Consider the following 21989-nt stretch of genomic DNA (forward strand, 5'->3'; position numbering starts at 1 on the left):
CAGCGGTGCGGCGTCATCGTGGAGAATCCCGGCGGAGTGATGGCGCGGCGATCATGGCCCGCCCACGGCCAGCAGGGGCGCCAGCACGTGCAGGACGATATCGGCGCTGAAGTGCGCGAGCATCGCCATTTCCAACCCCCGGCGCCAGTACAGCCAGCCGCAGGCGATGCCGACCACGGCGTTCAGGCCGAGCGTGCGCAGCACGACGATGCCGTCCAGCCCCCAGATGTGCTGCGCCGCCGGCAGGTGGCCGGCGCCGAACAGGATCGCCGCCAGCCCGATCGCCGACCAGTACGCGCCGGCACCGGGAGTACGCCGGCGCAGGCGCGCGACGATCCATACCATCAGGGTCATGAGGAACAGCCGCATCTGTAGTTCTTCGGCGATGCCGCCATAGAACGAGGCCAGCAGCCCGTTGAGCGCGGACGTGCCGGCGCCGGCCGCTTGCGGCGGGTGCAGCATCGCCGGCAGCAGCGGGTCGATCGCCTGCATGCCCAGCAGCACGACCAGGGCCGATGCGGTGCCCAGCGCGATGGCGGACAGCGGGCGTGGGCGGGCCGCCGCATCCGGTGGCGTCGATCCGCACCATCGTTGCAGCAGCGGCGCGCCCAGCCCCACGCGATGGCCCATGCGCAGGCCCAGCAGCGACAGCGCACCGAGCAGCACGAACGCCTGCAATGCCTGCGCCGTCGCCAGCAGCGGCAATGGCACCGGAATGCGCGCCAGCTTCTCCGGCATGACCTGCAGCAGATAGGGAAACAGCGCCGCCGTGGCCAGTGCCGCGGCCAGCCCCAGCACGCCGGCCGCCTTCAGGTCGCCGCTCCAGCGGGGCGCGGCCGGGCTCATGCGCTTTTCTTGAAGATCAGGGTGGGCGAGGACAGGGTGGGCGTGGCGTGGACCACGTTGACCAGTTCCCAGCCAAGCCGCCCGTGCTTGTCCAGTTCCTCCTGCAGGGTTTCGGCCTTGAAACTGCCCCATATGCCGGTCTTGGCCTCGATGACGAGGTACTTCCATTGCTTGTTCACGGTTTTTCCTCCGGTGTCGTTGGTGGCTTGGGCAGCCGCCCGGCCTTGCGCAGGGCGTCGCGCAGGACGTACTCGATCTGCGCGTTGAGGCTGCGCAATTCGTCGTCGGCCCAGCGTTGCGCCGCCGCCAGCACGTCGGCGTTGATGCGCAGCGGGTAGGCCTTCTTCTCGCTCATTTGCGCTGCATCCTGTCCGGGCCGCGGCGCAGGTGCAGCACCAGGGAGATGCCCAGCGCATTGACTGCCACCACCAGCGCGATGACCACGGCGTAGACGGCGCTGCGGTTGCCGCCGGCCAGGTACAGGCCGAGGGCGCCGACGAACATGCCCAGGGCGATCAGCGCCCAGCGCAGGCCGGTGCCGCGCGCGTGGTCGCTGCCGTCGCGGCCGGCCCAGGCGGCGATGGCCAGCGCGGGCAGGCCGGTGGCGGCGATGACCAGGGGGGCGATCATGTCCATGGCGGCCTCAGTACAGCGAGCCGGCATTGACGATGGGCTGGGTGCCGCGATCGGAGCACAGCACGGTGAGCAGGTTGCTGACCATGTGCGCCTTGCGTTCCTCGTCCAGCTCGACCACGCCGTTCTTCTGCAGTTCGGCCAGGGCCATCTCGACCATGCCCACGGCGCCGGCGACGATGCGGGTGCGCGCGGCGATCACCGCGTTGGCCTGCTGCCGCTGCAGCATCGCCTGTGCGATTTCGGCGGCATAGGCCAGGTGGCTGATGCGCGCGTCGATCACCTGCACGCCGGCGTCGGCCAGGCGCTCGGCGAGTTCGTCCTTGAGGTGCTGGGAGATCTCCGCGGCATGGCTGCGCAGCGCCAGCTGGCCGTCCTCGTGCTGGTCGTAGGGGTAGCTGGTGGCCATCGCGCGCAGCGCCGATTCGGACTGGATGTGCACGAAGCTCTCGTAGTCGTCGACGTTGTAGACCGCCTCGGAGGCGTCCACCACCTGCCAGACGATCACCGCGGCGATCTCGATCGGGCTGCCGTCCAGCTCGTTGACCTTGAGCTTGCCGCTCTCGAAGTTGCGCACGCGCTGGCTGACCTTCTTCTTGGCGTAGAAGGGGTTGTTCCAGCGCAGGCCGTTGTCCTTGACCGTGCCCACGTACTTGCCGAACAGGCTCAGCACCGCGGCCTGGTTGGGTTGCACCGTGTACAGGCCGGCCAGGCTGAGCATGGCCAGGAGGGCGATCGCCACCGCGCCGATGGCGAGCAGCGGCGCCGGCGAGGAGGCCTTCGCGCTGCCGGCCAGCACCCAGCCGCAGATCAGTACCACTGCCACGACAGCGCCGATGAAGGGCAGGCCGGAGATGGAACGGATGGGTTTTTCTTTCATGGCACGGCTTCCTTGTGGTTGTGGATTAAAGATATCAAATTGATATCAGATGGCAATAGGGTGGCCGGTATGGGCCGGCAGGTGCCTGCGGCTAGAATGCGTGCCCTCCCTTCCAGCCCTACGGATCTGCCCCATGACCACTCTCGGCACGCCGCTGTCGCCTTCCGCCACCCGCGTGCTGCTGCTGGGCTCGGGCGAGCTGGGCAAGGAAGTCGCCATCGAACTGCAGCGCTTCGGGGTGGAAGTGATCGCCGCCGACCGCTATGCCGACGCGCCGGCGATGCAGGTGGCGCATCGCTCGCACGTGCTGGACATGCTCGACCCGATGGCGTTGCGCGAACTGATCGCGCGCGAACGGCCGCACCTGGTGGTGCCGGAGATCGAGGCGATCCACACCGAGACCCTGGTGCAGCTGGAGCAGGAGCTGGGCCAGCGGGTGGTGCCGACCGCGCGCGCGGCGCGATTGACCATGGACCGCGAGGGCATCCGCCGGCTGGCCGCCGAGACCCTGGGGTTGCCGACCTCGCCGTACCGGTTCGTCGATACCGAGGCCGAGTACCGCGAGGCGGTGGCGCAGATCGGGCTGCCGTGCGTGGTCAAGCCGGTGATGTCGTCCTCCGGCAAGGGCCAGAGCACGCTGCGCGGCGAGGCCGACATCGCCCCCGCCTGGGAATACGCGCAGACCGGCGGCCGCGCCGGCGCCGGCCGCTGCATCGTCGAGGGCTTCATCGATTTCGACTACGAGATCACCCTGCTGACCCTGCGCCATGCCGGCGGCACCTCGTTCTGCGAGCCGGTGGGGCACCTGCAGAAGGACGGCGACTACCGCGAGAGCTGGCAGCCGCAGCCGATGTCGGCGCGGGCGCTGGAGCGCGCGCAGGCGGTGGCGCGCGCGATCACCGACGACCTGGGCGGCTGGGGCATGTTCGGGGTGGAGCTGTTCGTCAAGGGCGACGAGGTGTGGTTCAGCGAGGTCTCGCCGCGCCCGCACGATACCGGGCTGGTCACGCTGGCCTCGCAGGAACTGAGCCAGTTCGCGCTGCATGCCCGCGCCATCCTCGGCCTGCCGGTGCCGCTGATCCGCCAGAACGGTCCATCGGCCTCGTGCGCGCTGCTCGCGCACGGCGAGGGCGTGCCGTTCTTCAGCAACGTCGACGCCGCGCTGGAACATCCGGATACCGCGTTGCGCCTGTTCGGCAAGCCCGGCGTGCACGGGCAGCGCCGGGTCGGCGTGACCCTGGCGCGCGCGACGGACATCGACGAGGCCCGCCGCATCGCGCGCGAGGCGGCCGCGGCGATCGGGATCGAACTGCGGAACTGATTGCGACACTCGCGCCCCATCGGACGCCGGTGCGGACGGCATGGGGCCGCGATTGCTCCTGGTGTGTCTGTCGTTGGAGCAGCGATTGCGGCAAGGGGGCTTTGGGCTGATGGTGTGGAAACTATTGCAAAGCCTGCAATGTATCGGGGCGGCTTCTTTCAGTCTCCCGCACTTCCCAACGACATCGACCCGGTTTTCATCTTTGCAGAAAGGCGATTGAACCTGACCGGGATCTGCAAGGCTTTCCGGATGGCGTCTCCTTCCCCCGCATATGCCTCCATGTCGCTCGCAGATGCGTGGACGTCGAGCACGATCTCGCCTGTCCGTTCGTCCAGCCAGATGCCCTGGAGGCCGGGTATCGCACTGAAGAGCAATTCGTTGTTCTCCTGGATGATCGCGAAGAGCTCGCTTCGGGAGTACGGGGCGTCCTCTTCGTAAACGATCGGTACCGCTCCGGCGGAGGTGGGTATGAAGGGCGGGAGCCCGTCCGGCAGCTTTCCTTTTACCCGGATCGTGAAGTCCTGATCCGGTTCGGCCGACCAGTAGGCGCCGGCAATCCTGTCGTCCAGCCGCTGCAGAATGGGCTCCAGGGCGGTATTCGCCTCGTCCTCGGCTATCAGCCGTCTCCTGGCTTCCTTGGGTGAAACTCCGGATTCAGCCATATAGGCGGAAATCGCCAGTTCCTCAGGTTCGTAGGCCGGATGCTGGGTCTGAGCGCGTGCATGGAGTGGGATCGACGCGAATGCGGCTAGCAGGACGGCAATCTTTCGCATGTCCAACTCCTTTTGGCGCCTGGGTCCGCCGGAACGATACCAGCCCTGTACGAAGCAGGTTGTCCGCTGCTCGGCATCGCTGGGGCGATGGGCCGCACCCGGCGCCGTCGGCCACGAGCCGCGACCGGTGCGGCAACCGTCCTGGGCCGATGGGAGAGGTGGCCGCCAGCGGGCGTGGTGCCCGGGTTCAGAGCGGTGCGGCGAAGCGCGCGCCGGCCAGGCGGATGCTCCACACCAGTTCGACCATGGCCAGGTTGTTGAGCAGCGGTTCGCCGGCCAGGATCAGCCAGTAGCCGCTGTCGTCGACCCAGAACGGGACGAACGACCATTCCGGCAGCAGCATGTCCGGATCGCTGAAGAACGACACGTGGCGCGCGCCGGGCCAGCCGCGCCGGGCCTGGCGCAGGGCGTAGCTGGAGAAGTCCGCCGCCGCCGCGCTGAGGGTGTCCGCCTGTTCCTGCTCGAGTCCGGACTGGCCCAGGCAGAAGCCGCTGTCGGAAGCGAGGATGGCACGGCGCTCGCCCGACAGCGGGGCGATCACGTGCTGGGCGAAGTCGCCCAGGCGCACGTCCGGCGCCGGTACTTCGCGCTTGAGCAGCTGTACCCATTGCTTGTCGCGCAGCTGTTCCAGCATGCGTCCGGTCTGGTCGTGCCCGCGGCGCCAGTCGGCCAGCGACATCGCGCGCGGGGATGCGAGCAGGGCCTGGGTCGCGCGCTGGGCGGCGCCGGGCTCGTGGGTGGAAAAGGCATGCAACGCGCCGCGCGGGGTGGGCAGCAGCCAGGTCGATTCGGTGGTCACGGATGGATCTCCTTCAGCGCATGGCCGTGTCGGCGGTTTCGCCCTGTGCGTCGCCCAGGGCGCCGCGCCGCTCCAGCCAGGCGGCCACCTGGCCCCAGCGGTCGCCCACGGCGACTTCGTGCCGGCGCAGGTCGCGGCTGGCGATCATGAAGGCCAGCTTGTCCTGGCAGGAAATGCAGTGGTCGAGGAAGTCGCTCTCGATCTTCGGCGCCTGCATCGGGTCGCCTTCCAGCAGCGCTTCGACCACTTGCGCGGCCAGCCGTCGCGAATGGTCCGGACTGGTCCTGCGCACCCGTGCCGGGACATTGGCCGAGGGCTGGGCGAACACGCTCCAGCGCGTGGCGAGCGGGGTGATGGCGGTCAGCGCATGGCCATGGGCGTGGCGGCCGAAGGCCTCGGCCACGTAGGGATGCAACCGCGTACCGGCCAGTTGCAGGGCCGCCTGGCGCATCGCGGTTTCGCTGCCGGGAAGGGCCATGAACATGTCGGCCAGCGTGCCCTGCACCGGCTCGCTGTCGTCCAGCTGCAGGGAGGCGTGCAGGCGCGCCAGGTGGAGGGCGGCATCGTGCGGGTTGCGCGCGACCGCACAGGTGCGGGCACGGAAGCCGCGGCGGGCGGAAAGGATATCGGTGGCCGAAGGCATGGCTCAGTCCAGGAGGGTGTCCATCAGATCGATCATGAATTCGGCGTCCTCCTGCGACATCGCTTCGAAGCCGCCGGGCAGGCCCAATGCCTGGAGTACCTCATGGTCGGAGGGATCGGCCGGGTCCACGGCGAACAGTGCCGCCGACAGCGTCGCCAGGTCGCCGCTTGCTCGCGGATGCGCCAGTACCACGTGGCTGATGTCGCGCAGCCGGCTTTCCACCAGCACCTTCATCCGTTCGCGGGTGATCCGCGCCAATGAGTGATAGGCCGAGGCCAGGAAGAAACCGGCATCGGCCTGGCCGTTGAGCGTCATCCGCGCGGCGGCCTGGTAGCTGGTGCAGGGCTGCCAGCGGATGTCGTCTTCCAGCAGGTCGGCCGGTTCCAGCAGGCGCAGGCCGATCAGCTTGACGTCGCGGTTGTCGGTCAGGGCGATGCTGCAGCCCGGTTGCAGGTCTTCCACGCAGGTCGCTGCCGATCCGGCGGCGGTGGCGATGACCATCTCGTCGGACTGGCCCGAAGGACGGGCCACCGGCACGAAGCCCTGGCCGCGGATCAGGCCGGTGGCGTCGAAGGGATTGGCGTAGACCAGGTCGGCCTGGCCCTCGGCCAGCATCCGCGCCTGTTCGGCGGCGTTGGCCGGCATCAGCAGGTGCAGGCGCAGGCCCGAGCGCTGCTGCAGCAAGGTGCTGAGCATGTACCAGCCGGGGAAGTGCTCCGGCGCGAAATCCGGGGCGATCAGGATGTTCAGGGTCATGCCGGTCCCCCGTTGCCGGCCGCTTCCTGCTCCAGCCACTGCCGGTACAGCGGCAACAACTCCTCGATGCGCTTGCGCGAGGGCTTGCGCCGCACCGAGCTGTAGCCGACCACCTGGCCGTTGCGGATGTTGGGCAGGGCGGTGGCATAGACCCAGTAGTGGGCGCCGTCCTTGCGCAGGTTCTTGACGTAGCCGTGCCACTTGCGCCCGTCCAGCAGCGTGCTCCACAGGTCCTTGAAGGCCGCGCGCGGCATCTCCGGATGGCGCAGGATGTGGTGCGGTGCGCCGATCAGTTCCTCGCGCGCGTAGCCGCTGAGTTCGACGAAGGCATCGTTGGCGTGGGTGATGATCCCGTCCAGGTCGGTGCGCGAGACGATCAGGCGGCCATCGGGATAGGGCACCTCGCGCTCGCTCCAGTGGAGCAGGCGGCGGCTGCCGTCATGGAAGGCGAATTCGGCCGAGCGGTGCGGCTCGGCGGGCGGCGTCATGTCGGTCAGGGCGGGCGCGGCCATGCTCAGACGACGCGGCTCAGCGCCTGCGCGGCGCGCTTGATGTCGAGGAAGGCCAGGCCGAGCTTGACCTCGGCCTTGGTCAGCACGGTCAGCACCGCCTCTTCGCCGGCGGCGGTCATGATCACGTAGCCGTGCTCGCCCTGGACCAGCACGCGTTCCAGGCGACCGCGCCCGAGTTCGCGCGCGGTACGTTCGCCCAGCGACAGCAGGGCGGCGGACATGGCGCCGATACGGTCCTCGTCCATGCCGTGGGGCATGACCGAGTCGATCAGCAGGCCGTCGATGGAGATCAGCGCAGAGGCTTCGATGTCGGCACTGGAAGCGTTCAGTCCTTCCAGTGCCTGCCGGATCTGCTGCGCACGTTGCGAATGATGGAGGGGGATGGCGTTCATGCGTGCATTGCAGCAGGCACGAACGCAGGCGACCTTGATCCGGATCAATCGGCGATCCGGAACGTTCAGGGGCGCGCGGGAACCTCCAGGTCCACCCATACCAGGTGATGGTCGCTGCCATCGGCGATCTTCGCCTCGGCGCTGTCTTCGGCCGGCCAGAACACGCCGCTGCCGACATGGCCGAAGCCGGTCGAAGGCAGCACGTAGTCCAGCCGCAACGTGCCCGAGCGCGGGCCGAAATCGCCGGTGGCATGGGCGGGCGCACCGCGACGCACGACGCCCTTCCCGGCGTAGGCCTGGCCGACCTGTTCCGCACCGGGACTGCGCGGCGTCGGGTAGCGCAACACGCGTGGATGCTCGAGCAGTTCGATGATGGCTTCGTGGCGGCCGTCGCCGTCGACCGGGTCGTTGTTGAGATCGCCCAGGATCACGAAGCGCGCGTCGGCGGCCAGCCCGCCGCAGCGGCCCTGGTCGTCGCACAGCCACGGCGCATCGCCAGCGGACAGGTATTCGCGCCACAGCCGCAGTTCGTCGTGGTTGCGTGCGACGTTGCGCTTCTCCGGGCCGTCGAACACCGGCGGCGTCGGGTGCGAGGCCAGTACGTGCACCACGCCCGACGGGGTGCGCACCGGCACGTCCCAGTGCGACTTGGACGACAGCCGCAACTGCGACCACACCGCATCGCTCCAGAACGGTTCGCCGGTGGCCGGGTCCAGCGGGCGCAGGGCGCCCGGCATCGCGCTCCACTTCAGCAACCGGAAGCTGCGCGCCGCGGCGTCGTCGATCGGGTACCTGGACAGCACCAGCATGCCGTACTGGCCCGGGTGCAGGCCGTAGCCCCAGGCATCGTTGCCGCGCGAACGGCCTTCGCCGCCGACCTCGCCGTCGTTGTCCAGGTCCAGGCCGCTGGGCACGCCGGTGTTCACCGGGGCCAGGTAGCGGTAGCCGTAGCGCAGCGGTTCGCCGCCGCCGGGCTGGGCGACCTCGAGGTAGCGCTGCTGGAACAGGTCGGCGGCGCGGTGGGCTTGGTCGTAATCGAACTCGTTGATCAGCACCACGTCCGGGCGCACCTGCTGCAGCACCGCGGCGATCTTGCGCGCGTGTTCGCTGTCGCCTTCCAGTTCGCGGACCAGGCCACCGGCCTCTTCGGAATACAGCGAGGTGTTGTAGGTGGCGATGCGCAACGGCGTAGCCGGTTCCGGTGGCGTGGGCGGGGCGGGGGAGAGGGAGCAGGCGCCGCACAGCAGCGACAGGACGAGCAGCAGGGAGTGTCGGTTCATCCGGATATTCTGCACCGCGGCGGTTGCAGGCGCATTGCCGAAGCGGCTCAGAGGCCTTCGAGGGCGTCGTCGAAGTCGTGCCAGCGGCGGCCGTCGTAGGCCTCCAGCGGGCGGTAGCGGCGCTTGTAGTCCATCTTGCGGTGGTCGCGGATCCAGTAGCCCAGGTACAGGTGCGGCAGCGACTCGCGCCGCGCCCACTGGATCTGCTGCAGGATCGCCAGCGTGCCCAGGCCGCGCGCGTGGGCCTCGGGATCGAAGAAGGTATAGACCGCCGACAGCCCCTGTGCGGTGACGTCGGTGACCGCCACCGCCAGCAGCCGGCCGCGGCGGCCACCGCGGCCGGGTTCGCGCAGTTCCATGAAGCGGCCGTGCGACCAGCGGCCGATCAGGAACTGGTCGAACTCGTGCGGGCCGTGCTCGTCCATGCCGCCGCCGGCGTGGCGGTGGCCCAGGTAGCGGCGGTACAGCTCGAACTGTTCGTCGCTGCGCTCGGCCGCCACGATGCGGCACTCGAGGTCGGCATTGCGCGCCAGGCAGCGACGCTGGCTGCGGTCCGGGGCGAAGCGCGCCACCGGGATGCGCACCGGCACGCAGGCGTGGCAATGCTGGCAGTGCGGGCGGTAGATCAGGTCGCCGGAGCGGCGGAAACCCCAGGTCAGCGCCATCGGGTACAGCGTGCCCAGCCGCGGGTCCTGCGGATCGAGCACCAGGTCGCGCGCCTGCCGGTCCGGCCAGTAGCCGCAGGGATGCTGGCCGGTCTGGAACAGTTTCAGGTCTTCGTGGGGGTCGGCATGGATGGCCATGGCACAAGCATAGCCCCGCCATGTCTCAGCGGCGGCGACTGTCTGCCGGATGAATGCGGCCGGTTCGGCGGTCAACCGTTGCCGGGGTGGGGCGTTCTCCACAGTGCCGGCGCGACGACACGAAGCGCCGTTACCTCCACCAAGAAACGGAGCAACACATCATGAGTCAACGCACCCCGATGATCCTGCTGGCGATGCTGCTGGCCACCTCCGCCGCCGGTGTCGCCACCGCTGCCACCCCGTCCGAGTCCCGGCCCGGCGCCACGCGCATCGATGCCAATGGCGACGGTGTGATCGACCGCCAGGAAGCTGCCGCGCATCCGCGGCTGGCACAGCGCTTCGACGAACTGGACAAGAACAAGGACGGCAAGCTGTCGCGCGACGAGCTGCCGAAGCGCAAGCATGGGGCCCATCGCCATGCCGGCGGCAAGGACGGCCCGCGTCACGGGCACTTCATGTCCGCGCTGGATACCGACAAGGACGGCCGCATCAGCCGCGAGGAAGCCAAGGCCCAGCCGAAGTTCGCCGAGCGTTTCGAACAGCTGGACGTCAACAAGGACGGCTTCGTCGACCGGGCCGATTTCGAAGCGCGCGCCAGCCAGCGCCGCGACGAGTGGTTCGCCGCCGCCGATACCGACAAGGACGGCAAGCTGAGCAAGGCCGAGTTCGATGCGGCCAAGCGTCCGCCGATGGGGCTGCGTGCGCCGAAGGCGACGCCGGCCGGCAAGTAACAAGCAACAGGGCGCCGATCGACACCCGCCCCGGCCTCGTGCCGGGGCGTTTTTTTTTGGAGCTTGGCTGGGCCATCGACGAAGCCCGGTCGCGAGCTTCCCGGGCGGCAACGAGCTACCCGGGGAGCGTGCTTCAGAGGACCTGCCGCCTCACTGGCGCAGCTGGACCAGCAGCACTGCACCGATCACCAGGACACTGGCCGCGACCACGCCGCCGCGGCCGAACAGGCTGCGGTAGACCCAGCTCGGGCCGTGACGGCCATGGCGCGCGGCATCGCGGGCGAGCATCGGGGCCATGATCCTGGGCAGGGTGACCAGGTACTGGTAGTTGATCGCACACAGGCCCACAACGAGCGTCACCAGCCCGGCCGCCTGGCCGAGGCCGAACATCACCGTCGCCAGCGCGCTGATGCAGAACACGGCGGCGGTGAGCGTGTGCAGGCGGATGAAGTGGCGTACCCGCTGCCGTTCGTCGGGCGATTCCGCATAGCGCAGCAGGTACAGGCCGCCGACATAGGCCGAGAGCATGCCGCCGATGACGCATCCCAGCGTCAGCCCCATGTGGAAGCCGTTGGAGAAGAAGGCATGGGCGGCGGCCCCCAGCGATCCCGCCGCCGCACCGCCGCTGGCGGTGCTCGCGCCCAGCCCGCCGGCGCCGAGCTTGCCGGCACCGGCCATGCCGATGCCACTGCCGATCACCACCGCACCGGCGGTACCGGGCGCGGCGACCATCAGCAGCGAAGCGACCACCGCGGCGAACGCGGTGCCGGGCGCGCTGCCGCGGGCGAATTCGCCGAAGCGGTGCAGCATTTCCTCGCGCACGCTGGCGCGCGCCCGCGACAGGCGCTTGCGCACGGCGGCATCGCTCAACCCCAGCAAGGCGGCGACCTGCTGCGAGCTCTGGCCTTCGCGGTAGTACAGCAGCAGGGTTTCGCGGCTTTCCTCGGGCAGCGCGGAGATGATGTCCTCGGCCGCCAGCTCTTCCTGTACCCGCTGCAAGCGTTCGGACGCCGACGGCGACGGGTCGGCGGCCATGCCGATGGCGATCTCGGCGGCTTCGCCGGTCAAGGGCCGGCTGCGGTTGGCGCGCAGCCAGTCGCGCGCCAGGTTGCGGGTGATCTGGCGCAGCCAGGGCAGGAAGCTGGCGTGGTTGTTGAGCTGGTTGAGCTGCTGCCAGGCCTTGATGAAGGCTTCCTGGGCGATGTCCTCGCTGGCCTGGAGGTCGCGGGTGATCGCCAGCGCGATGGCGGTGACGGTGTTCTGGCAGGCCAGCACGATGCGGCCGTAGGAGTGCTGGCAACCGCCGGTGGCGGCCGGCAGTTCCTTCTGCAGCATCAGTTCCAGGGGCAGGGCGGTCATGGGCGCTTTCCGGAAGGGATATGGAACATGACGTACGTCGCCGCCGGATGTGACCGGGTTATTGCGTGGGGGCGTCCGCGGTGGGCTGGATCCGCACCCGCACTTCCTCTTCCTCCGGGGTGGGCGGCGTCTGCGGCTGCTGTTGCTGCGGCGCCGGTACCGGTTCGGGGGCAGGGGCGCCGCGGTGGCGCATCGTCACGAACATCGCCACCGCGCCGATCACCAGCAGCAGGCCGATGCGGATGCGCCAGGCCCAGCTGCGGCCGCTGCCCGGCGCGGGCGCGTCGCGGAACGCGAATTCGGCGGTCGGATGGTCGCGCCGGGTGGTATCGAGCAGGCGCGTGTCGCGCAGGATCTCGCGCGCGCGCGGCTGGTCGTCGGCGTGCACCACCCATACCGCCGGGTACTTCTGCGCATCGCCCTTGTCGAGGTAGCTGAACTGGCCGCTGCGCTTGCTGTGGTACGAGCGCCCGTTGCTGATGCGCACTTCGATGCCCGCATCGCGCAACAGCTTGGCCACGCCTTCGACGGTTTCCACGCGCTGGCTGCTGAATATCTGGCGCATGTTCAGTCCTTGGCCGGCACGGCCGCGGCGGCGGCGCTGTCGTTCACCACCCGGATCAGGCCTTCCTGCGCGGTGCTGGCGACCAGCACGCCGTCGCGGGTGAAGAACTGGCCACGGGCCAGGCCGCGCGAATCCTCCGCGCTGGGGCTGTCCAGCGAGTACAGCAGCCAGTCGTCGGCGCGGAACGGGCGGTGGAACCAGATCGCATGGTCGAGCGAGGCCATCTGCACGTGCGGCTGGTAGTAGCTGATGCCGTGCGGGAAGGTGGCGGTGCCCAGCAGGTGGAAGTCCGATGCGTAGGCCAGCAGCGCCTGGTGCAGCTCCGGCGCGTCGCCGACCGGTTCGTTCAGGCGCAGCCACACCTGGTGGTAGGGCGGACGCTTGGGCGGGTTGAGCTCGTCGCGCGGGTAGACGTGGCGGAACTCGAACGGGCCGCCGCGCGAGAGCCAGCGCTGCACCTTGATCGGCAGCCGCTCCAGCACCTCCGGCGGCAGCGGCCGGTTCGGCTCGATGTCCTCCGGCGCCGGCACCTCGGGCATCTTGTGCTGGTGCTGGGCGCCGCTCTCGGCCTGCTGGAACGAGGCGGCGCAGAAGAAGATCACCTTGCCGTGCTGGATCGCGGTGACCCGGCGCACCGAGAAGCTGCCGCCGTCGCGGGTGCGGTCGACGTCGTAGACGATCGGGTGGTCGATGTTGCCGGCGCGCAGGAAGTAGGCGTGCAGCGAATGCACGTGGCGGCCGTTGTCCACCGTGGCCTGCGCCGCCGACAGCGCCTGGCCCAGCACCTGCCCGCCGAACACGTACTTGGTGCCGATGTCGCGGCTCTGCCCGCGGAACAGGTTGTCCTCCAGCCGCTCCAGCGACAGCAGGTCGATCAGCTCGGAAACAACGGGTTCGGGCTTGGCGGACAAGGGTGCGGCCTTCGTTTCGACAGGCCGCGATTATAGCGGGAGGGCCTCCCCGCCCGGGCCGGTCAGGCCTTGCCCAGGCGCGCGACCAGCGCCTTCAGCGCCGCCTGCGCGTCCGCGGCGAACCAGGCCTCGACGAAGCGCTCGAGCTGGATGTGTTCCGGCAGCAGCGCCTCGTGCAGGTCGGCGCGGGCGATGGCGCGGGTCAGCAGCATCGGCTGCCGCGGCAGCTTCAGCAGCCGCTGCAGCCAGGCGACGGCGCGCGCGGCCACCTGCGGGCCGTCGGCCAGTTCGTCGACCATGCCGATCTGCAGGGCGCGCTCGGCCGGCACCATCTCGCCGCCGGCCAGCAGCTGGCCGGCGCGGTGCGGGCCGACCACCCGCCGCAGCAGGCGCTGGATGCCTTCCGGCGCCACCAGTCCCACCTGCACTTCGTTCAGGCCAATGACGAACGGCTGCGCCGGGTCGAGGCTGCGCGCCATGATCCGGTAGTCGCAGCACAGCGCCAGCACGCAGCCGCCGGCCGGGGCATGGCCGGTGAGCGCGGCCACCACCGGCACCCGGCATTCGGCCAGGGTGCGCACCGCGCCGAAGAACGCCTGCCAGCTGTCGAGCAGCTTGTGCTGGTCCTCGCCGTGCGAGAGCAGGTGCGGCACGTCCATGCCGGCGGAGAAGATGCGCTCGCTGCCCGACAGCACCAGGCCGTGCACGTCCTCGGCCATGGCCTGGTTGATCGCGTTGATCAGGGCACGGCACAGCTCGGTGTCCAGGGCGTTGACCGGGGGCCGCGCCAGCCGCAGTTCGCGGATGGGGCCGTGGTTGATCACCTCGATAAGCGTCGTCATGCTGCGGTCTCTTGCGGAGCAGGGAGTGGTGCCGGCGATGATAGCGAAACCATTCGTGTGCGTATTGTGGGCGCTGGGCGCATTGGCCGCGCCGGCGTCGGCGGCCGAGGCGGCCGAGGCATCGTGCCTCGCGCTGCACGAGGGGTGGGTCCGCCTGCCCCCCGCGCCGGCGATGGCGATGATGGCCGGTTTCGGGCGGATGCAGAACGGCTGCGCGGCGCCGGTGGCGGTGGTGGCGGCCGCCAGCCCGGCGTTCGCCGCGGTATCCCTGCACGAGACCACGCTGGACGACGGCGTCAGCCGCATGCGCGAGGTCGAGCGGCTGGCGATCGACCCGGGCCGGAGCGCGCTGCTGCAGCCGGGCGGGCTGCACCTGATGCTGATGCGCCCGCAGCAGGAACTGGTCGAGGGCGCGACCGTGCCGCTGCGGCTGGAGCTGGAGGATGGCCGCCAGGTCGATGTCCGTCTGGTGGTGCGCCGCACGCCGCCGTCCGCCGCGGATGCGCACGCCGGCCACGCGCACTGAACCGCGGTCGCCCGGCCTGGGCCGAGCCGCATCGCCATTGATCCGGATCAACGGCGTCGGCGGGCATACGACGGTATGGTTGCCGGCAACGGGCCGTTCCGGCCCATGTGAGGGAGCCTGCCGGCCGATGACTTCCGACCGTCCCCCTGCCTGGCATGCGCTCGATGCGCAGGCCGTGCTCCGTTCGCGGGCTTCCACGCCGCAGGGCCTGGAACCGGCGGAGGCCACGCGCAGGCTTTCCGTGCATGGCCGCAACGAACTGCCGCCGCCGCCGCGGCGCTCGCCGCTGCGCCGCTTTCTGGAGCAGTTCAACAATGCGCTGATCCTGTTCCTGGTGTCGGCCGCGGTGCTGGCCGGGCTGCTGGGGCACCGCGTGGATGCGGCGGTGATCGTGGCGGTGGTGCTGGTCAACGCGGTGGTCGGATTCGTGCAGGAAGGCCGCGCCGAGCAGGCGCTGGCGGCGCTGCAGGCGATGTTGGCGCCGACCGCGCGGGTGCTGCGTGGCGGCGCGCGGCGGGAGATCGCGGTCGGCGGGCTGGTGCCCGGCGACGTGGTGCTGCTGGAGGCCGGCGACCGGGTGCCGGCCGACCTGCGGCTGCTGCAGGCGCGCGGCCTGCTGATCGACGAAGCCATCCTCACCGGCGAATCGGTGGTGGCGGAAAAGGCCGAAGCCGCGGTCGCCGCGGAGGCCGCGCTGGGCGACCGCCGCTCGATGGCCTATTCCGGCACGCTGGTCGCCGCCGGCCAGGCCAGCGGCATGGTGGTGGCCACCGGCAGCGCCACCGAGATCGGCAGGATCAATACCCTGCTCGGTTCGGTCCAGACGCTGGCCACGCCGCTGCTGCGGCAGATCAACCGGTTCGGCCGCCGCTTCACCGCGATGGCGATCGCGGCGGCGGCGCTGCTGTTCGCGTTCGCCATCGCGGTGCGCGGCTACGCCTGGCTGGACGCGCTGATGGTGGTGGTGGCGCTGGCGGTGAGCGTGGTGCCCGAGGGCCTGCCGGCGGTCATCACCATCACCCTGGCCATCGGCGTGCGGCGGATGGCGGCGCGCCATGCCATCGTGCGCCGGCTGCCGGCGGTGGAGACGCTGGGCGCCACCTCGGTGATCTGCTCGGACAAGACCGGCACGCTGACCCGCAACGAGATGACCGCGCGGCACGTGGTCACCGCGGCCGGCACGGTGGCGGCCGAAGGCGCCGGCTACGAGCCGGTCGGCGCGCTGGTCGCCACGCCGTCCGGCGAACTGGATGCCGCCGCCCGCCAGCTGCTCCTGTGCGGCCTGCTGTGCAACGACGCGCAGCTCAAGCATGTCGATGGCCAGTGGCGGGTGGACGGCGATCCGATGGAAGGCGCGCTGGTGGCGCTGGCGGTGAAGGCGGGCATGGAACTGGCCGCGGCGCAGGCCACCCGCCCGCGCACCGATGCGATCCCGTTCGACGCGCAGTACCGCTACATGGCCACGCTGCACCATGGCGCCGGCACGGAGGCGGAACTGTTCGTCAAGGGCGCGCCGGAGCAGCTGCTGGCGCTCAGCGGCGGGCAATGGGGCGCGGATGGCGCGCTGGAGCCGCTGGATGCCGGGTTCTGGGAACGCGCCATCGCCGATGCCGCCTCCAACGGCGAGCGCGTGCTGGGTTTCGCCATGCGGCGGCTGCCGCAGGCGACGCGGCGGCTGGGGTTCGAGCAGGTCGACGCACTGGTGTTCCTGGGCATCGTCGGCTTCATCGATCCGCCGCGCGAGGAGGCGAAGACCGCGGTGGCCGACTGCCACGACGCCGGCATCGCGGTGAAGATGATCACCGGCGACCATGCCGCCACCGCGGCGGCGATCGCGCGCCAGCTGGGCCTGTCGCGGCAGCCGGTGGTGGTGGTCGGGCATGCGCTGGACGATGTCGCCGACGCCGACCTGCCGCCGCTGGCAGCCGGCGCCGACGTGTTCGCCCGCGCCAGCCCCGAGCACAAGCTGCGGGTGGTGCGCGCGCTGCAGTCGCGCGGCGCGGTGGTGGCGATGACCGGCGACGGGGTCAACGACGCGCCGTCGCTGAAGCAGGCCGACGTCGGCATCGCGATGGGCAACAAGGGCACCGAGGCGGCCAAGGAAGCGGCCGAGATCGTGCTGTCCGACGACAACTTCGCCTCCATCGTCGCCGCGGTCCACGAGGGCCGCACGGTCTACGACAACATCCGCAAGGTGGTGGCGTGGACGCTGCCGACCAACGGCGGCGAGACCCTGGCCATCGTGGTGGCGCTGATGCTGGGCCTGACCCTGCCGATGACGCCGCCGCAGATCCTGTGGATCAACATGATCCTGACCATCACCCTGGGCCTGGTGCTGGCGTTCGAGCCGCCGGAGCCGGGGGTGATGCAGCGCCCGCCGCGGCGCCCGGAGGCGCCGCTGGTGTCGCCGTTCATGCTGTGGCGGATCGTGCTGGTGTCGCTGCTGTTCACCGCCGGCGCGTTCGGCGTGTTCGCCTGGGCGGTGGGGCGCGGGCTGGACGTGGCGACCGCGCGCACGATGGTGGTCAACGTGCTGTGCGTGATGGAGATCTTCTACCTGTTCAACGTGCGCTACCTGCACGTCACCTCGTTCACCCTGCGCGGCGCGCGCGGCACCCGCGCGGTGCTGTGGGCCATCGCCGGCGTGGTGGTGGCGCAGCTGGCCTTCACCTATGCGCCGTGGATGCAGGCGCTGTTCGACACCCGGCCGATCCACTGGCTGGACGGCGTGGTCATCGTGCTGGTGGGCGTGGCGCTGATGGCGCTGCTGGAGATCGAGAAGGCGGTATTGCGGCGGCTGGGCTGGTTCGAGGAACTGGCCGCCGCCACGGACAAAGACGCGGAACCCGCGAGGAGCGAACGATGAACGAACCGGTATGGAAGAGCGGCGTGCCGCGCACGATCCTGTTGGCGACCGACCTGAGCGCCCGCAGCGACCGCGCGCTGGACCGCGCGGTGCTGCTGGCAAGGGCGTGGAAGGCGCGGCTGGTGGCGCTGACCGTGGTCGAGGACAGCCAGGTGCTGGCGCAGCAGGTGGCGCTGGGCGATCCGCCGCCGTGGTACCGGCCGCGCGATCCGCGCGAGGTCGCCGCCGCGCAGCTGCGCGCGGATGCGGCCGCCAGCGACGTCGACATCGACATCCGGGTCGAGCAGGGCAACGCCGGCGAGTGGATCTTGGACGTGGCGCAGGCCGAAGGTTGCAGCCTGATCGTCACCGGGGTGGCCCGGCGCGAGGCGCTGGGGCGCGCGGTGCTGGGTTCCACCGTCGACCGGCTGGTGCGCCACGCGCGCGTGCCGGTGCTGGTGGTGCAGCGGCGCGCCCGCCAGGACTACCGCGGCCTGCTGGCGGCCAGCGACTGGTCGTCGTCCTCGCGCTATGCGCTGCAGGCCGCGACGGAGCTGTTCCCGCAGGCGACGCTGACCGTGCTGCACGGCTTCGACGTGCCGTTCCTGGGGATGATGGATACCCGCCGCGACGATGCCATCGAGCAGGCCGGCGAACAGGCGCGTGCGGAAGGCATGGAGTTCCTGCGCCAGTGCCGGTTGCCCGGCGGCGCCGGGGATGTGCGCCTGGTGGTCGAGCGCGGCGATCCGGCGCAGCTGCTGCCGCAGTATGCGCAGCAGCATCCGGCGGACCTGGCGGTGCTGGGCACGCACGGGCGCAGCGCGCTGTTCGACATCGTGCTGGGCAGCGTGGCGCGGCGCATCCTGGAGGCCTCGCCGATCGACACGCTGGTGGTGCGCGACCCGCGCGCGGGCGAAGGGCAGCGGCGGACCGCCCCCTGAGGCGCGGCCGCGAAGAGCCTGGCAGGCAGGGAAGGCGGGCGCCTGCGCGCCCGCCGGACCATCAGCTGGAAGCGTTGCGGATCGCCTCGGGCAGCGGCGCGCTCTTGCCGGTCTGGGTGTCGATCCACACCACGACCACGTTGCCGTCCGAATACAGCCTGCTCTCGTCCTTCTGGTCGACGATGCGGTGGCCGATGGTGACGCTGCTGCTGCCCAGGCGCTCGACGAACAGTTCCACTACGATGTCGTTGGGCCACACGATCGGCAGCCGGTAGTTGACGTTGGTGGCGGCCACCACCGGGGCGATGCGGTCGCTCATCGATACGCCCTCCACGCCCAGCATCCAGCGCACGCGCGCTTCTTCCAGGTAGGACACGTACTTGGCGTTGTTGACGTGGCCCATGGAGTCCATGTCGCGCCAGCGCACGCTGATCGGCACGCGGGCCAGTTGCTTGGGGGTATCGCTCATCGGGAAGCCTTTTTCTTGCTGGGGGAGGCGGCCTTCTTGGCGGCCGTTTTCTTTGCCGGCTTTTCCTTGCGCGGCGGCCTGGCATCGGGCTTGTTGGCCACCGCGGCCGGTTGCTCGGGGCGCGCGGCGGTGGAGGGCAGCATCTTGGCCAGGAACTGGCCGGTATAGGACTGCGGATGCGCGGCCACGTCCTCCGGGGTGCCGGTGACCAGGATGGTGCCGCCGCGGTGGCCGCCTTCCGGACCGAGGTCGACCACCCAGTCGGCGGTCTTGATCACGTCCAGGTTGTGTTCGATCACCACCACCGTGTTGCCCTCGTCGCGCAGCTTGTGCAGCACGCCCAGCAGCGCCTCGATGTCGTGGAAGTGCAGGCCGGTGGTCGGCTCGTCGAGGATGTACAGGGTGCGGCCGGTGTCGCGGCGCGAGAGCTCCTTGGACAGCTTCACGCGCTGCGCCTCGCCGCCGGACAGCGTGGTCGCGCTCTGGCCGAGCTTGATGTAGCTCAGGCCGACGTCGACCAGCGTCTCCAGCTTGCGGGCGATCGACGGCACCGGTTCGAACAGCTTGAGCGCATCCTCGACGGTCATCTCCAGCACGTCGTTGATGTTGTAGCCCTTGTAGAGGATCTCCAGCGTCTCGCGGTTGTAGCGCTTGCCGTGGCACACGTCGCAGGGCACGTACACGTCCGGCAGGAAGTGCATCTCGACCTTGATCAGGCCGTCGCCCTGGCAGGCCTCGCAGCGGCCACCGCGCACGTTGAAGCTGAAGCGGCCCGGCGAATAGCCGCGCGCGCGCGCCTCGGGGACCTGCGCGTACAGCTCGCGCAGCGGCGTGAACAGGCCGGTGTAGGTGGCCGGGTTGGAGCGCGGGGTGCGGCCGATCGGCGACTGGTCGATGTCCACGACCTTGTCGAACAGGTCCAGGTTCTCGATCTCGCGGTACGGCGCCACCGGGTGCGAGGCGCCGTTGATCTCGTTGGCGGCCAGGGTGAACAGGGTGTCGTTGATCAGCGTCGACTTGCCCGAGCCGGACACGCCGGTCACGCAGGTCAGCAGCCCGGCGGGGATGTCCAGGTCCACGCCCTTGAGGTTGTTGCCGGTCGCCCCGCGCAGGTGCAGGGTCATCTTCGGGTTGGGCCTGTGCCGGCGCGCCGGGATCTCGATCGCGCGCTTGCCCGACAGGTACTGCCCGGTCAGCGAGCGCGGCGAGTCCAGGATGTCCTGCAGCGTGCCCTGGCCGACGATCTCGCCGCCGTGCACGCCGGCGCCGGGGCCGATGTCGAGCACGTGGTCGGCCAGGCGGATCGCGTCCTCGTCGTGCTCGACCACGATCACCGTGTTGCCCAGGTCGCGCAGCCGGGTCAGGGTGCCGAGCAGGCGCTCGTTGTCGCGCTGGTGCAGGCCGATGGACGGCTCGTCGAGCACGTACATGACGCCGACCAGGCCGGCGCCGATCTGCGAGGCCAGGCGGATGCGCTGCGCCTCGCCGCCGGACAGGGTATCGGCCTTGCGTTCCAGGGTCAGGTAGTCCAGGCCGACGTCGACCAGGAAGCCGAGCCGTTCGCCGATCTCCTTGACGATCTTGGCCGCGATCTCGCCGCGCCAGCCGGGCAGGCTGAGGCCGCTGAAGAACTTCAGCGCGTCGTCGATCGGCAGCACCACCAGCTCGGGCAGGGCGCGGTCGGCGACGAACACGTTGCGCGCGGCCTTGTTCAGGCGTGCGCCGGCGCATTCGGGGCAGGGCCGCTCGCTGATGTACTTGGCCAGCTCCTCGCGCACCGCCGGCGACTCGGTCTCGCGGTAGCGGCGCTCCAGGTTGGGGATGATGCCCTCGAAGCGGTGCTTGCGCTGGGTGCGGCCGCCGGCCTCGGTGAAATAGGTGAAGGTGATGCTCTCCTCGCCGCTGCCGTACAGCACCGCCTGGCGCACGCTCTCCGGCAGCGACTGCCACGGCGCGTCGACGTCGAACTTGTAGTGCTTGGCCAGCGAGGCGATCAGCTGGAAGTAGTAGGCGTTGCGGCGGTCCCAGCCGCGCACCGCGCCGGCCGATAGCGACAGCTCCGGATGCACCACCACCCGTGACGGGTCGAAGAACTCGGCCATGCCCAGGCCGTCGCAGCCCGGGCAGGCGCCGACCGGCGAGTTGAACGAGAACAGGCGCGGCTCCAGCTCCGGCAGCGAGTAGTCGCAGACCGGGCAGGAATACTTGGAGGAGAACAGCTGCGGCGCGGCGCTTGCGCTGTCCTGCGCGGCGTCCAGCGACTGCACGATGGCCATGCCGTCGCCCAGCTTGAGCGCGGTCTCGAAGCTCTCGGCCAGGCGCTGCTTGATGTCCTCGCGCGGGCGGAAGCGGTCGATCACCGCCTCGATGGTGTGCTTGACCCGCAGCGCCAGCGGCGGCACCGCGTCGATCTCGTACAGCTCGCCGTCCACCCGCACCCGCACGAAGCCCTGCGCGCGCAGCTGGTCGAACACCTGGGCGTGCTCGCCCTTGCGCTCGCGGATCACCGGCGCCAGCAGCATGTAGCGCTGCTCCGGGTCCAGCGCCAGCACCTGGTCGACCATCTGGCTGACGGTCTGCGCCTCCAGCGGATAGCCGTGGTCCGGGCAGCGCGGGGTGCCCACCCGCGCGTACAGCAGGCGCAGGTAGTCGTAGATCTCGGTGATGGTGCCGACGGTCGAGCGCGGGTTGTGCGAGGTCGACTTCTGCTCGATCGAGATCGCCGGGGACAGGCCCTCGATGTGGTCCAGGTCCGGCTTCTCCATCACGCTGAGGAACTGCCGGGCGTAGGCCGACAGCGACTCCACGTAGCGGCGCTGGCCTTCGGCGTAGATGGTGTCGAACGCCAGCGACGACTTGCCCGAACCGGACAGGCCGGTGATGACGATCAGTTTGTCGCGGGGCAGGTCGAGGTCGAGGTTCTTGAGGTTGTGCGTCCGCGCGCCGCGGATGCGGATGAAATCCATCGCCATGGGGGATCCGGTTGTGGGGCGTCGGCCGAGGCGGCCGGCAGGTGGGGCATTCGGAGACGGCAATCGATCAGCCTACCGAGGTGACCAGATGGGGGCAATGGGCGACAATGCCAGCCCCGGATCTCACCCGGTGAGACCCGGCCGGTACCTGAACGACGGCCGTTTCCGGGGCGCCCCCGGCCGGTCCGAG

The 21989-nt window shown here is 70.2% G+C and carries 24 protein-coding genes; 5 read left to right on the plus strand and 19 right to left on the minus strand.

Features of this window, described 5'->3' with window-relative positions; translation table 11 throughout:
- Positions 1–51: 51 nt before the first annotated feature.
- Genes OK345_RS08105 through OK345_RS08125 form a run of 5 tightly spaced genes read right to left on the minus strand, consistent with a single transcriptional unit; the run spans position 52 to position 2359 of the window.
- Positions 52–846, minus strand: coding sequence for a CPBP family intramembrane glutamic endopeptidase (locus tag OK345_RS08105; RefSeq protein WP_265127423.1), 795 nt, complete (start codon positions 844–846; stop codon positions 52–54).
- A complete protein-coding gene (locus tag OK345_RS08110) occupies positions 843–1025 on the minus strand; it encodes a DUF4177 domain-containing protein (protein WP_265127424.1) in 183 nt (60 codons plus the stop codon). The genes OK345_RS08105 and OK345_RS08110 overlap by 4 nt, the downstream gene beginning before the upstream one ends.
- Positions 1022–1201, minus strand: a complete 180-nt coding sequence (locus OK345_RS08115) for a type II toxin-antitoxin system antitoxin (RefSeq protein ID WP_265127425.1) — start codon at positions 1199–1201, stop codon at positions 1022–1024. The genes OK345_RS08110 and OK345_RS08115 overlap by 4 nt, the downstream gene beginning before the upstream one ends.
- Entirely contained in the window at positions 1198–1482 is a 285-nt protein-coding gene (locus OK345_RS08120) for a hypothetical protein (protein WP_265127426.1), read from the minus strand. The genes OK345_RS08115 and OK345_RS08120 overlap by 4 nt, the downstream gene beginning before the upstream one ends.
- Positions 1483–1489: 7 nt before the next feature.
- Entirely contained in the window at positions 1490–2359 is an 870-nt protein-coding gene (locus OK345_RS08125) for an SPFH domain-containing protein (RefSeq protein ID WP_265127427.1), read from the minus strand.
- Between the two features lie 133 nt (positions 2360–2492).
- Between OK345_RS08125 and purT the strand changes: the two genes are divergently transcribed.
- On the plus strand, positions 2493–3680 hold the full coding sequence (purT, locus tag OK345_RS08130) for a formate-dependent phosphoribosylglycinamide formyltransferase (protein WP_265127428.1): 1188 nt from the start codon (positions 2493–2495) through the stop codon (positions 3678–3680).
- Positions 3681–3838: 158 nt separating this feature from the next.
- On the opposite strand, the gene OK345_RS08135 is transcribed toward purT, so the two are convergent.
- From OK345_RS08135 to OK345_RS08170, 8 genes are all read right to left on the minus strand, one after another.
- Positions 3839–4453 carry a hypothetical protein gene (locus OK345_RS08135; protein WP_265127429.1) on the minus strand — a complete coding sequence of 205 codons (615 nt, stop codon included), beginning with the start codon at positions 4451–4453 and terminating at the stop codon, positions 3839–3841.
- A gap of 187 nt (positions 4454–4640) precedes the next feature.
- The gene (locus OK345_RS08140; RefSeq protein WP_265127430.1) at positions 4641–5252 is read right to left on the minus strand and encodes a hypothetical protein; all 612 of its coding nucleotides are present in this window, start codon (positions 5250–5252) and stop codon (positions 4641–4643) included.
- 13 nt (positions 5253–5265) lie between these two features.
- Positions 5266–5895 carry a hypothetical protein gene (locus OK345_RS08145; protein ID WP_265127431.1) on the minus strand — a complete coding sequence of 210 codons (630 nt, stop codon included), beginning with the start codon at positions 5893–5895 and terminating at the stop codon, positions 5266–5268.
- Positions 5896–5898: 3 nt separating this feature from the next.
- A complete protein-coding gene (locus tag OK345_RS08150) occupies positions 5899–6651 on the minus strand; it encodes a PhnD/SsuA/transferrin family substrate-binding protein (RefSeq protein ID WP_265127432.1) in 753 nt (250 codons plus the stop codon).
- Complete coding sequence (locus OK345_RS08155; protein WP_265127433.1) at positions 6648–7163, minus strand: PAS domain-containing protein; 516 nt, start codon at positions 7161–7163, stop codon at positions 6648–6650. Before OK345_RS08155 ends, OK345_RS08150 begins: the two co-directional genes overlap by 4 nt.
- A 2-nt stretch (positions 7164–7165) precedes the next feature.
- Positions 7166–7555: a roadblock/LC7 domain-containing protein gene (locus OK345_RS08160; RefSeq protein ID WP_265127434.1), complete on the minus strand. Its 390-nt coding sequence runs from the start codon at positions 7553–7555 to the stop codon at positions 7166–7168.
- A 65-nt stretch (positions 7556–7620) separates the two neighbouring features.
- Entirely contained in the window at positions 7621–8835 is a 1215-nt protein-coding gene (locus tag OK345_RS08165; protein WP_265127435.1) for an endonuclease/exonuclease/phosphatase family protein, read from the minus strand.
- 47 nt (positions 8836–8882) lie between these two features.
- The gene (locus OK345_RS08170; protein WP_265127436.1) at positions 8883–9638 is read right to left on the minus strand and encodes an arginyltransferase; all 756 of its coding nucleotides are present in this window, start codon (positions 9636–9638) and stop codon (positions 8883–8885) included.
- A gap of 161 nt (positions 9639–9799) precedes the next feature.
- Here OK345_RS08170 and OK345_RS08175 point away from each other — a divergent pair, with 161 nt between their 5' ends.
- The gene (locus OK345_RS08175) at positions 9800–10369 is read left to right on the plus strand and encodes an EF-hand domain-containing protein (protein WP_265127437.1); all 570 of its coding nucleotides are present in this window, start codon (positions 9800–9802) and stop codon (positions 10367–10369) included.
- Positions 10370–10519: 150 nt separating this feature from the next.
- Here the strand turns inward: OK345_RS08175 and OK345_RS08180 are convergent, their stop codons facing one another.
- The 4 genes from OK345_RS08180 to OK345_RS08195 all read right to left on the minus strand — a co-directional run bounded on the left by OK345_RS08180 (position 10520) and on the right by OK345_RS08195 (position 14046).
- On the minus strand, positions 10520–11728 hold the full coding sequence (locus OK345_RS08180) for an RNA polymerase sigma factor (RefSeq protein WP_265127438.1): 1209 nt from the start codon (positions 11726–11728) through the stop codon (positions 10520–10522).
- A gap of 58 nt (positions 11729–11786) precedes the next feature.
- On the minus strand, positions 11787–12293 hold the full coding sequence (locus OK345_RS08185; RefSeq protein ID WP_265127439.1) for a putative signal transducing protein: 507 nt from the start codon (positions 12291–12293) through the stop codon (positions 11787–11789).
- Between the two features lie 2 nt (positions 12294–12295).
- On the minus strand, positions 12296–13204 hold the full coding sequence (gene tesB, locus OK345_RS08190) for an acyl-CoA thioesterase II (protein WP_265127440.1): 909 nt from the start codon (positions 13202–13204) through the stop codon (positions 12296–12298).
- A gap of 62 nt (positions 13205–13266) precedes the next feature.
- Positions 13267–14046 carry an enoyl-CoA hydratase/isomerase family protein gene (locus OK345_RS08195; RefSeq protein WP_265127441.1) on the minus strand — a complete coding sequence of 260 codons (780 nt, stop codon included), beginning with the start codon at positions 14044–14046 and terminating at the stop codon, positions 13267–13269.
- Positions 14047–14083: 37 nt separating this feature from the next.
- On the opposite strand from OK345_RS08195, the gene OK345_RS08200 reads away from it, so the two are divergent.
- The 3 genes from OK345_RS08200 (at position 14084) to OK345_RS08210 (ending at position 18358) form a co-directional block, all read left to right on the plus strand.
- Entirely contained in the window at positions 14084–14572 is a 489-nt protein-coding gene (locus tag OK345_RS08200; protein WP_265127442.1) for a copper chaperone PCu(A)C, read from the plus strand.
- A 127-nt stretch (positions 14573–14699) separates the two neighbouring features.
- Positions 14700–17438, plus strand: coding sequence for an HAD-IC family P-type ATPase (locus OK345_RS08205; RefSeq protein WP_265127443.1), 2739 nt, complete (start codon positions 14700–14702; stop codon positions 17436–17438).
- Positions 17435–18358 (plus strand): universal stress protein, encoded by a 924-nt coding sequence (locus tag OK345_RS08210; RefSeq protein WP_265127444.1) that lies wholly within the window; start codon positions 17435–17437, stop codon positions 18356–18358. The genes OK345_RS08205 and OK345_RS08210 overlap by 4 nt, the downstream gene beginning before the upstream one ends.
- Positions 18359–18419: 61 nt before the next feature.
- On the opposite strand, the gene OK345_RS08215 is transcribed toward OK345_RS08210, so the two are convergent.
- Both OK345_RS08215 and uvrA read right to left on the minus strand, forming a co-directional pair.
- Positions 18420–18827, minus strand: coding sequence for an acyl-CoA thioesterase (locus OK345_RS08215; RefSeq protein ID WP_265127445.1), 408 nt, complete (start codon positions 18825–18827; stop codon positions 18420–18422).
- The gene (uvrA, locus tag OK345_RS08220; protein ID WP_265127446.1) at positions 18824–21799 is read right to left on the minus strand and encodes an excinuclease ABC subunit UvrA; all 2976 of its coding nucleotides are present in this window, start codon (positions 21797–21799) and stop codon (positions 18824–18826) included. Before uvrA ends, OK345_RS08215 begins: the two co-directional genes overlap by 4 nt.
- Positions 21800–21989 lie beyond the last annotated feature (190 nt).

This window comes from Xanthomonas chitinilytica (assembly GCF_026107455.2).
GTDB classification, from domain to species: Bacteria; Pseudomonadota; Gammaproteobacteria; order Xanthomonadales; family Xanthomonadaceae; genus Stenotrophomonas; species Stenotrophomonas chitinilytica.

What these genes read in the sequence shown, in the direction of transcription:
- OK345_RS08135 (WP_265127429.1), bottom strand. Translation starts at nt 4,453, where the DNA reads ATGCGAAAGATTGCCGTCCTGCTAGCCGCATTCGCGTCGATCCCACTC.
- OK345_RS08145 (WP_265127431.1), bottom strand. Translation starts at nt 5,895, where the DNA reads ATGCCTTCGGCCACCGATATCCTTTCCGCCCGCCGCGGCTTCCGTGCC.
- uvrA (WP_265127446.1), bottom strand. Translation starts at nt 21,799, where the DNA reads ATGGCGATGGATTTCATCCGCATCCGCGGCGCGCGGACGCACAACCTC.
- OK345_RS08170 (WP_265127436.1), bottom strand. Translation starts at nt 9,638, where the DNA reads ATGGCCATCCATGCCGACCCCCACGAAGACCTGAAACTGTTCCAGACC.
- OK345_RS08165 (WP_265127435.1), bottom strand. Translation starts at nt 8,835, where the DNA reads ATGAACCGACACTCCCTGCTGCTCGTCCTGTCGCTGCTGTGCGGCGCC.
- OK345_RS08180 (WP_265127438.1), bottom strand. Translation starts at nt 11,728, where the DNA reads ATGACCGCCCTGCCCCTGGAACTGATGCTGCAGAAGGAACTGCCGGCC.
- OK345_RS08125 (WP_265127427.1), bottom strand. Translation starts at nt 2,359, where the DNA reads ATGAAAGAAAAACCCATCCGTTCCATCTCCGGCCTGCCCTTCATCGGC.
- purT (WP_265127428.1), top strand. Translation starts at nt 2,493, where the DNA reads ATGACCACTCTCGGCACGCCGCTGTCGCCTTCCGCCACCCGCGTGCTG.
- OK345_RS08160 (WP_265127434.1), bottom strand. Translation starts at nt 7,555, where the DNA reads ATGAACGCCATCCCCCTCCATCATTCGCAACGTGCGCAGCAGATCCGG.
- OK345_RS08120 (WP_265127426.1), bottom strand. Translation starts at nt 1,482, where the DNA reads ATGGACATGATCGCCCCCCTGGTCATCGCCGCCACCGGCCTGCCCGCG.
- OK345_RS08155 (WP_265127433.1), bottom strand. Translation starts at nt 7,163, where the DNA reads ATGGCCGCGCCCGCCCTGACCGACATGACGCCGCCCGCCGAGCCGCAC.
- OK345_RS08200 (WP_265127442.1), top strand. Translation starts at nt 14,084, where the DNA reads ATGATAGCGAAACCATTCGTGTGCGTATTGTGGGCGCTGGGCGCATTG.
- OK345_RS08105 (WP_265127423.1), bottom strand. Translation starts at nt 846, where the DNA reads ATGAGCCCGGCCGCGCCCCGCTGGAGCGGCGACCTGAAGGCGGCCGGC.
- OK345_RS08175 (WP_265127437.1), top strand. Translation starts at nt 9,800, where the DNA reads ATGAGTCAACGCACCCCGATGATCCTGCTGGCGATGCTGCTGGCCACC.
- OK345_RS08195 (WP_265127441.1), bottom strand. Translation starts at nt 14,046, where the DNA reads ATGACGACGCTTATCGAGGTGATCAACCACGGCCCCATCCGCGAACTG.
- OK345_RS08215 (WP_265127445.1), bottom strand. Translation starts at nt 18,827, where the DNA reads ATGAGCGATACCCCCAAGCAACTGGCCCGCGTGCCGATCAGCGTGCGC.
- OK345_RS08185 (WP_265127439.1), bottom strand. Translation starts at nt 12,293, where the DNA reads ATGCGCCAGATATTCAGCAGCCAGCGCGTGGAAACCGTCGAAGGCGTG.
- OK345_RS08115 (WP_265127425.1), bottom strand. Translation starts at nt 1,201, where the DNA reads ATGAGCGAGAAGAAGGCCTACCCGCTGCGCATCAACGCCGACGTGCTG.
- OK345_RS08205 (WP_265127443.1), top strand. Translation starts at nt 14,700, where the DNA reads ATGACTTCCGACCGTCCCCCTGCCTGGCATGCGCTCGATGCGCAGGCC.
- OK345_RS08210 (WP_265127444.1), top strand. Translation starts at nt 17,435, where the DNA reads ATGAACGAACCGGTATGGAAGAGCGGCGTGCCGCGCACGATCCTGTTG.
- OK345_RS08150 (WP_265127432.1), bottom strand. Translation starts at nt 6,651, where the DNA reads ATGACCCTGAACATCCTGATCGCCCCGGATTTCGCGCCGGAGCACTTC.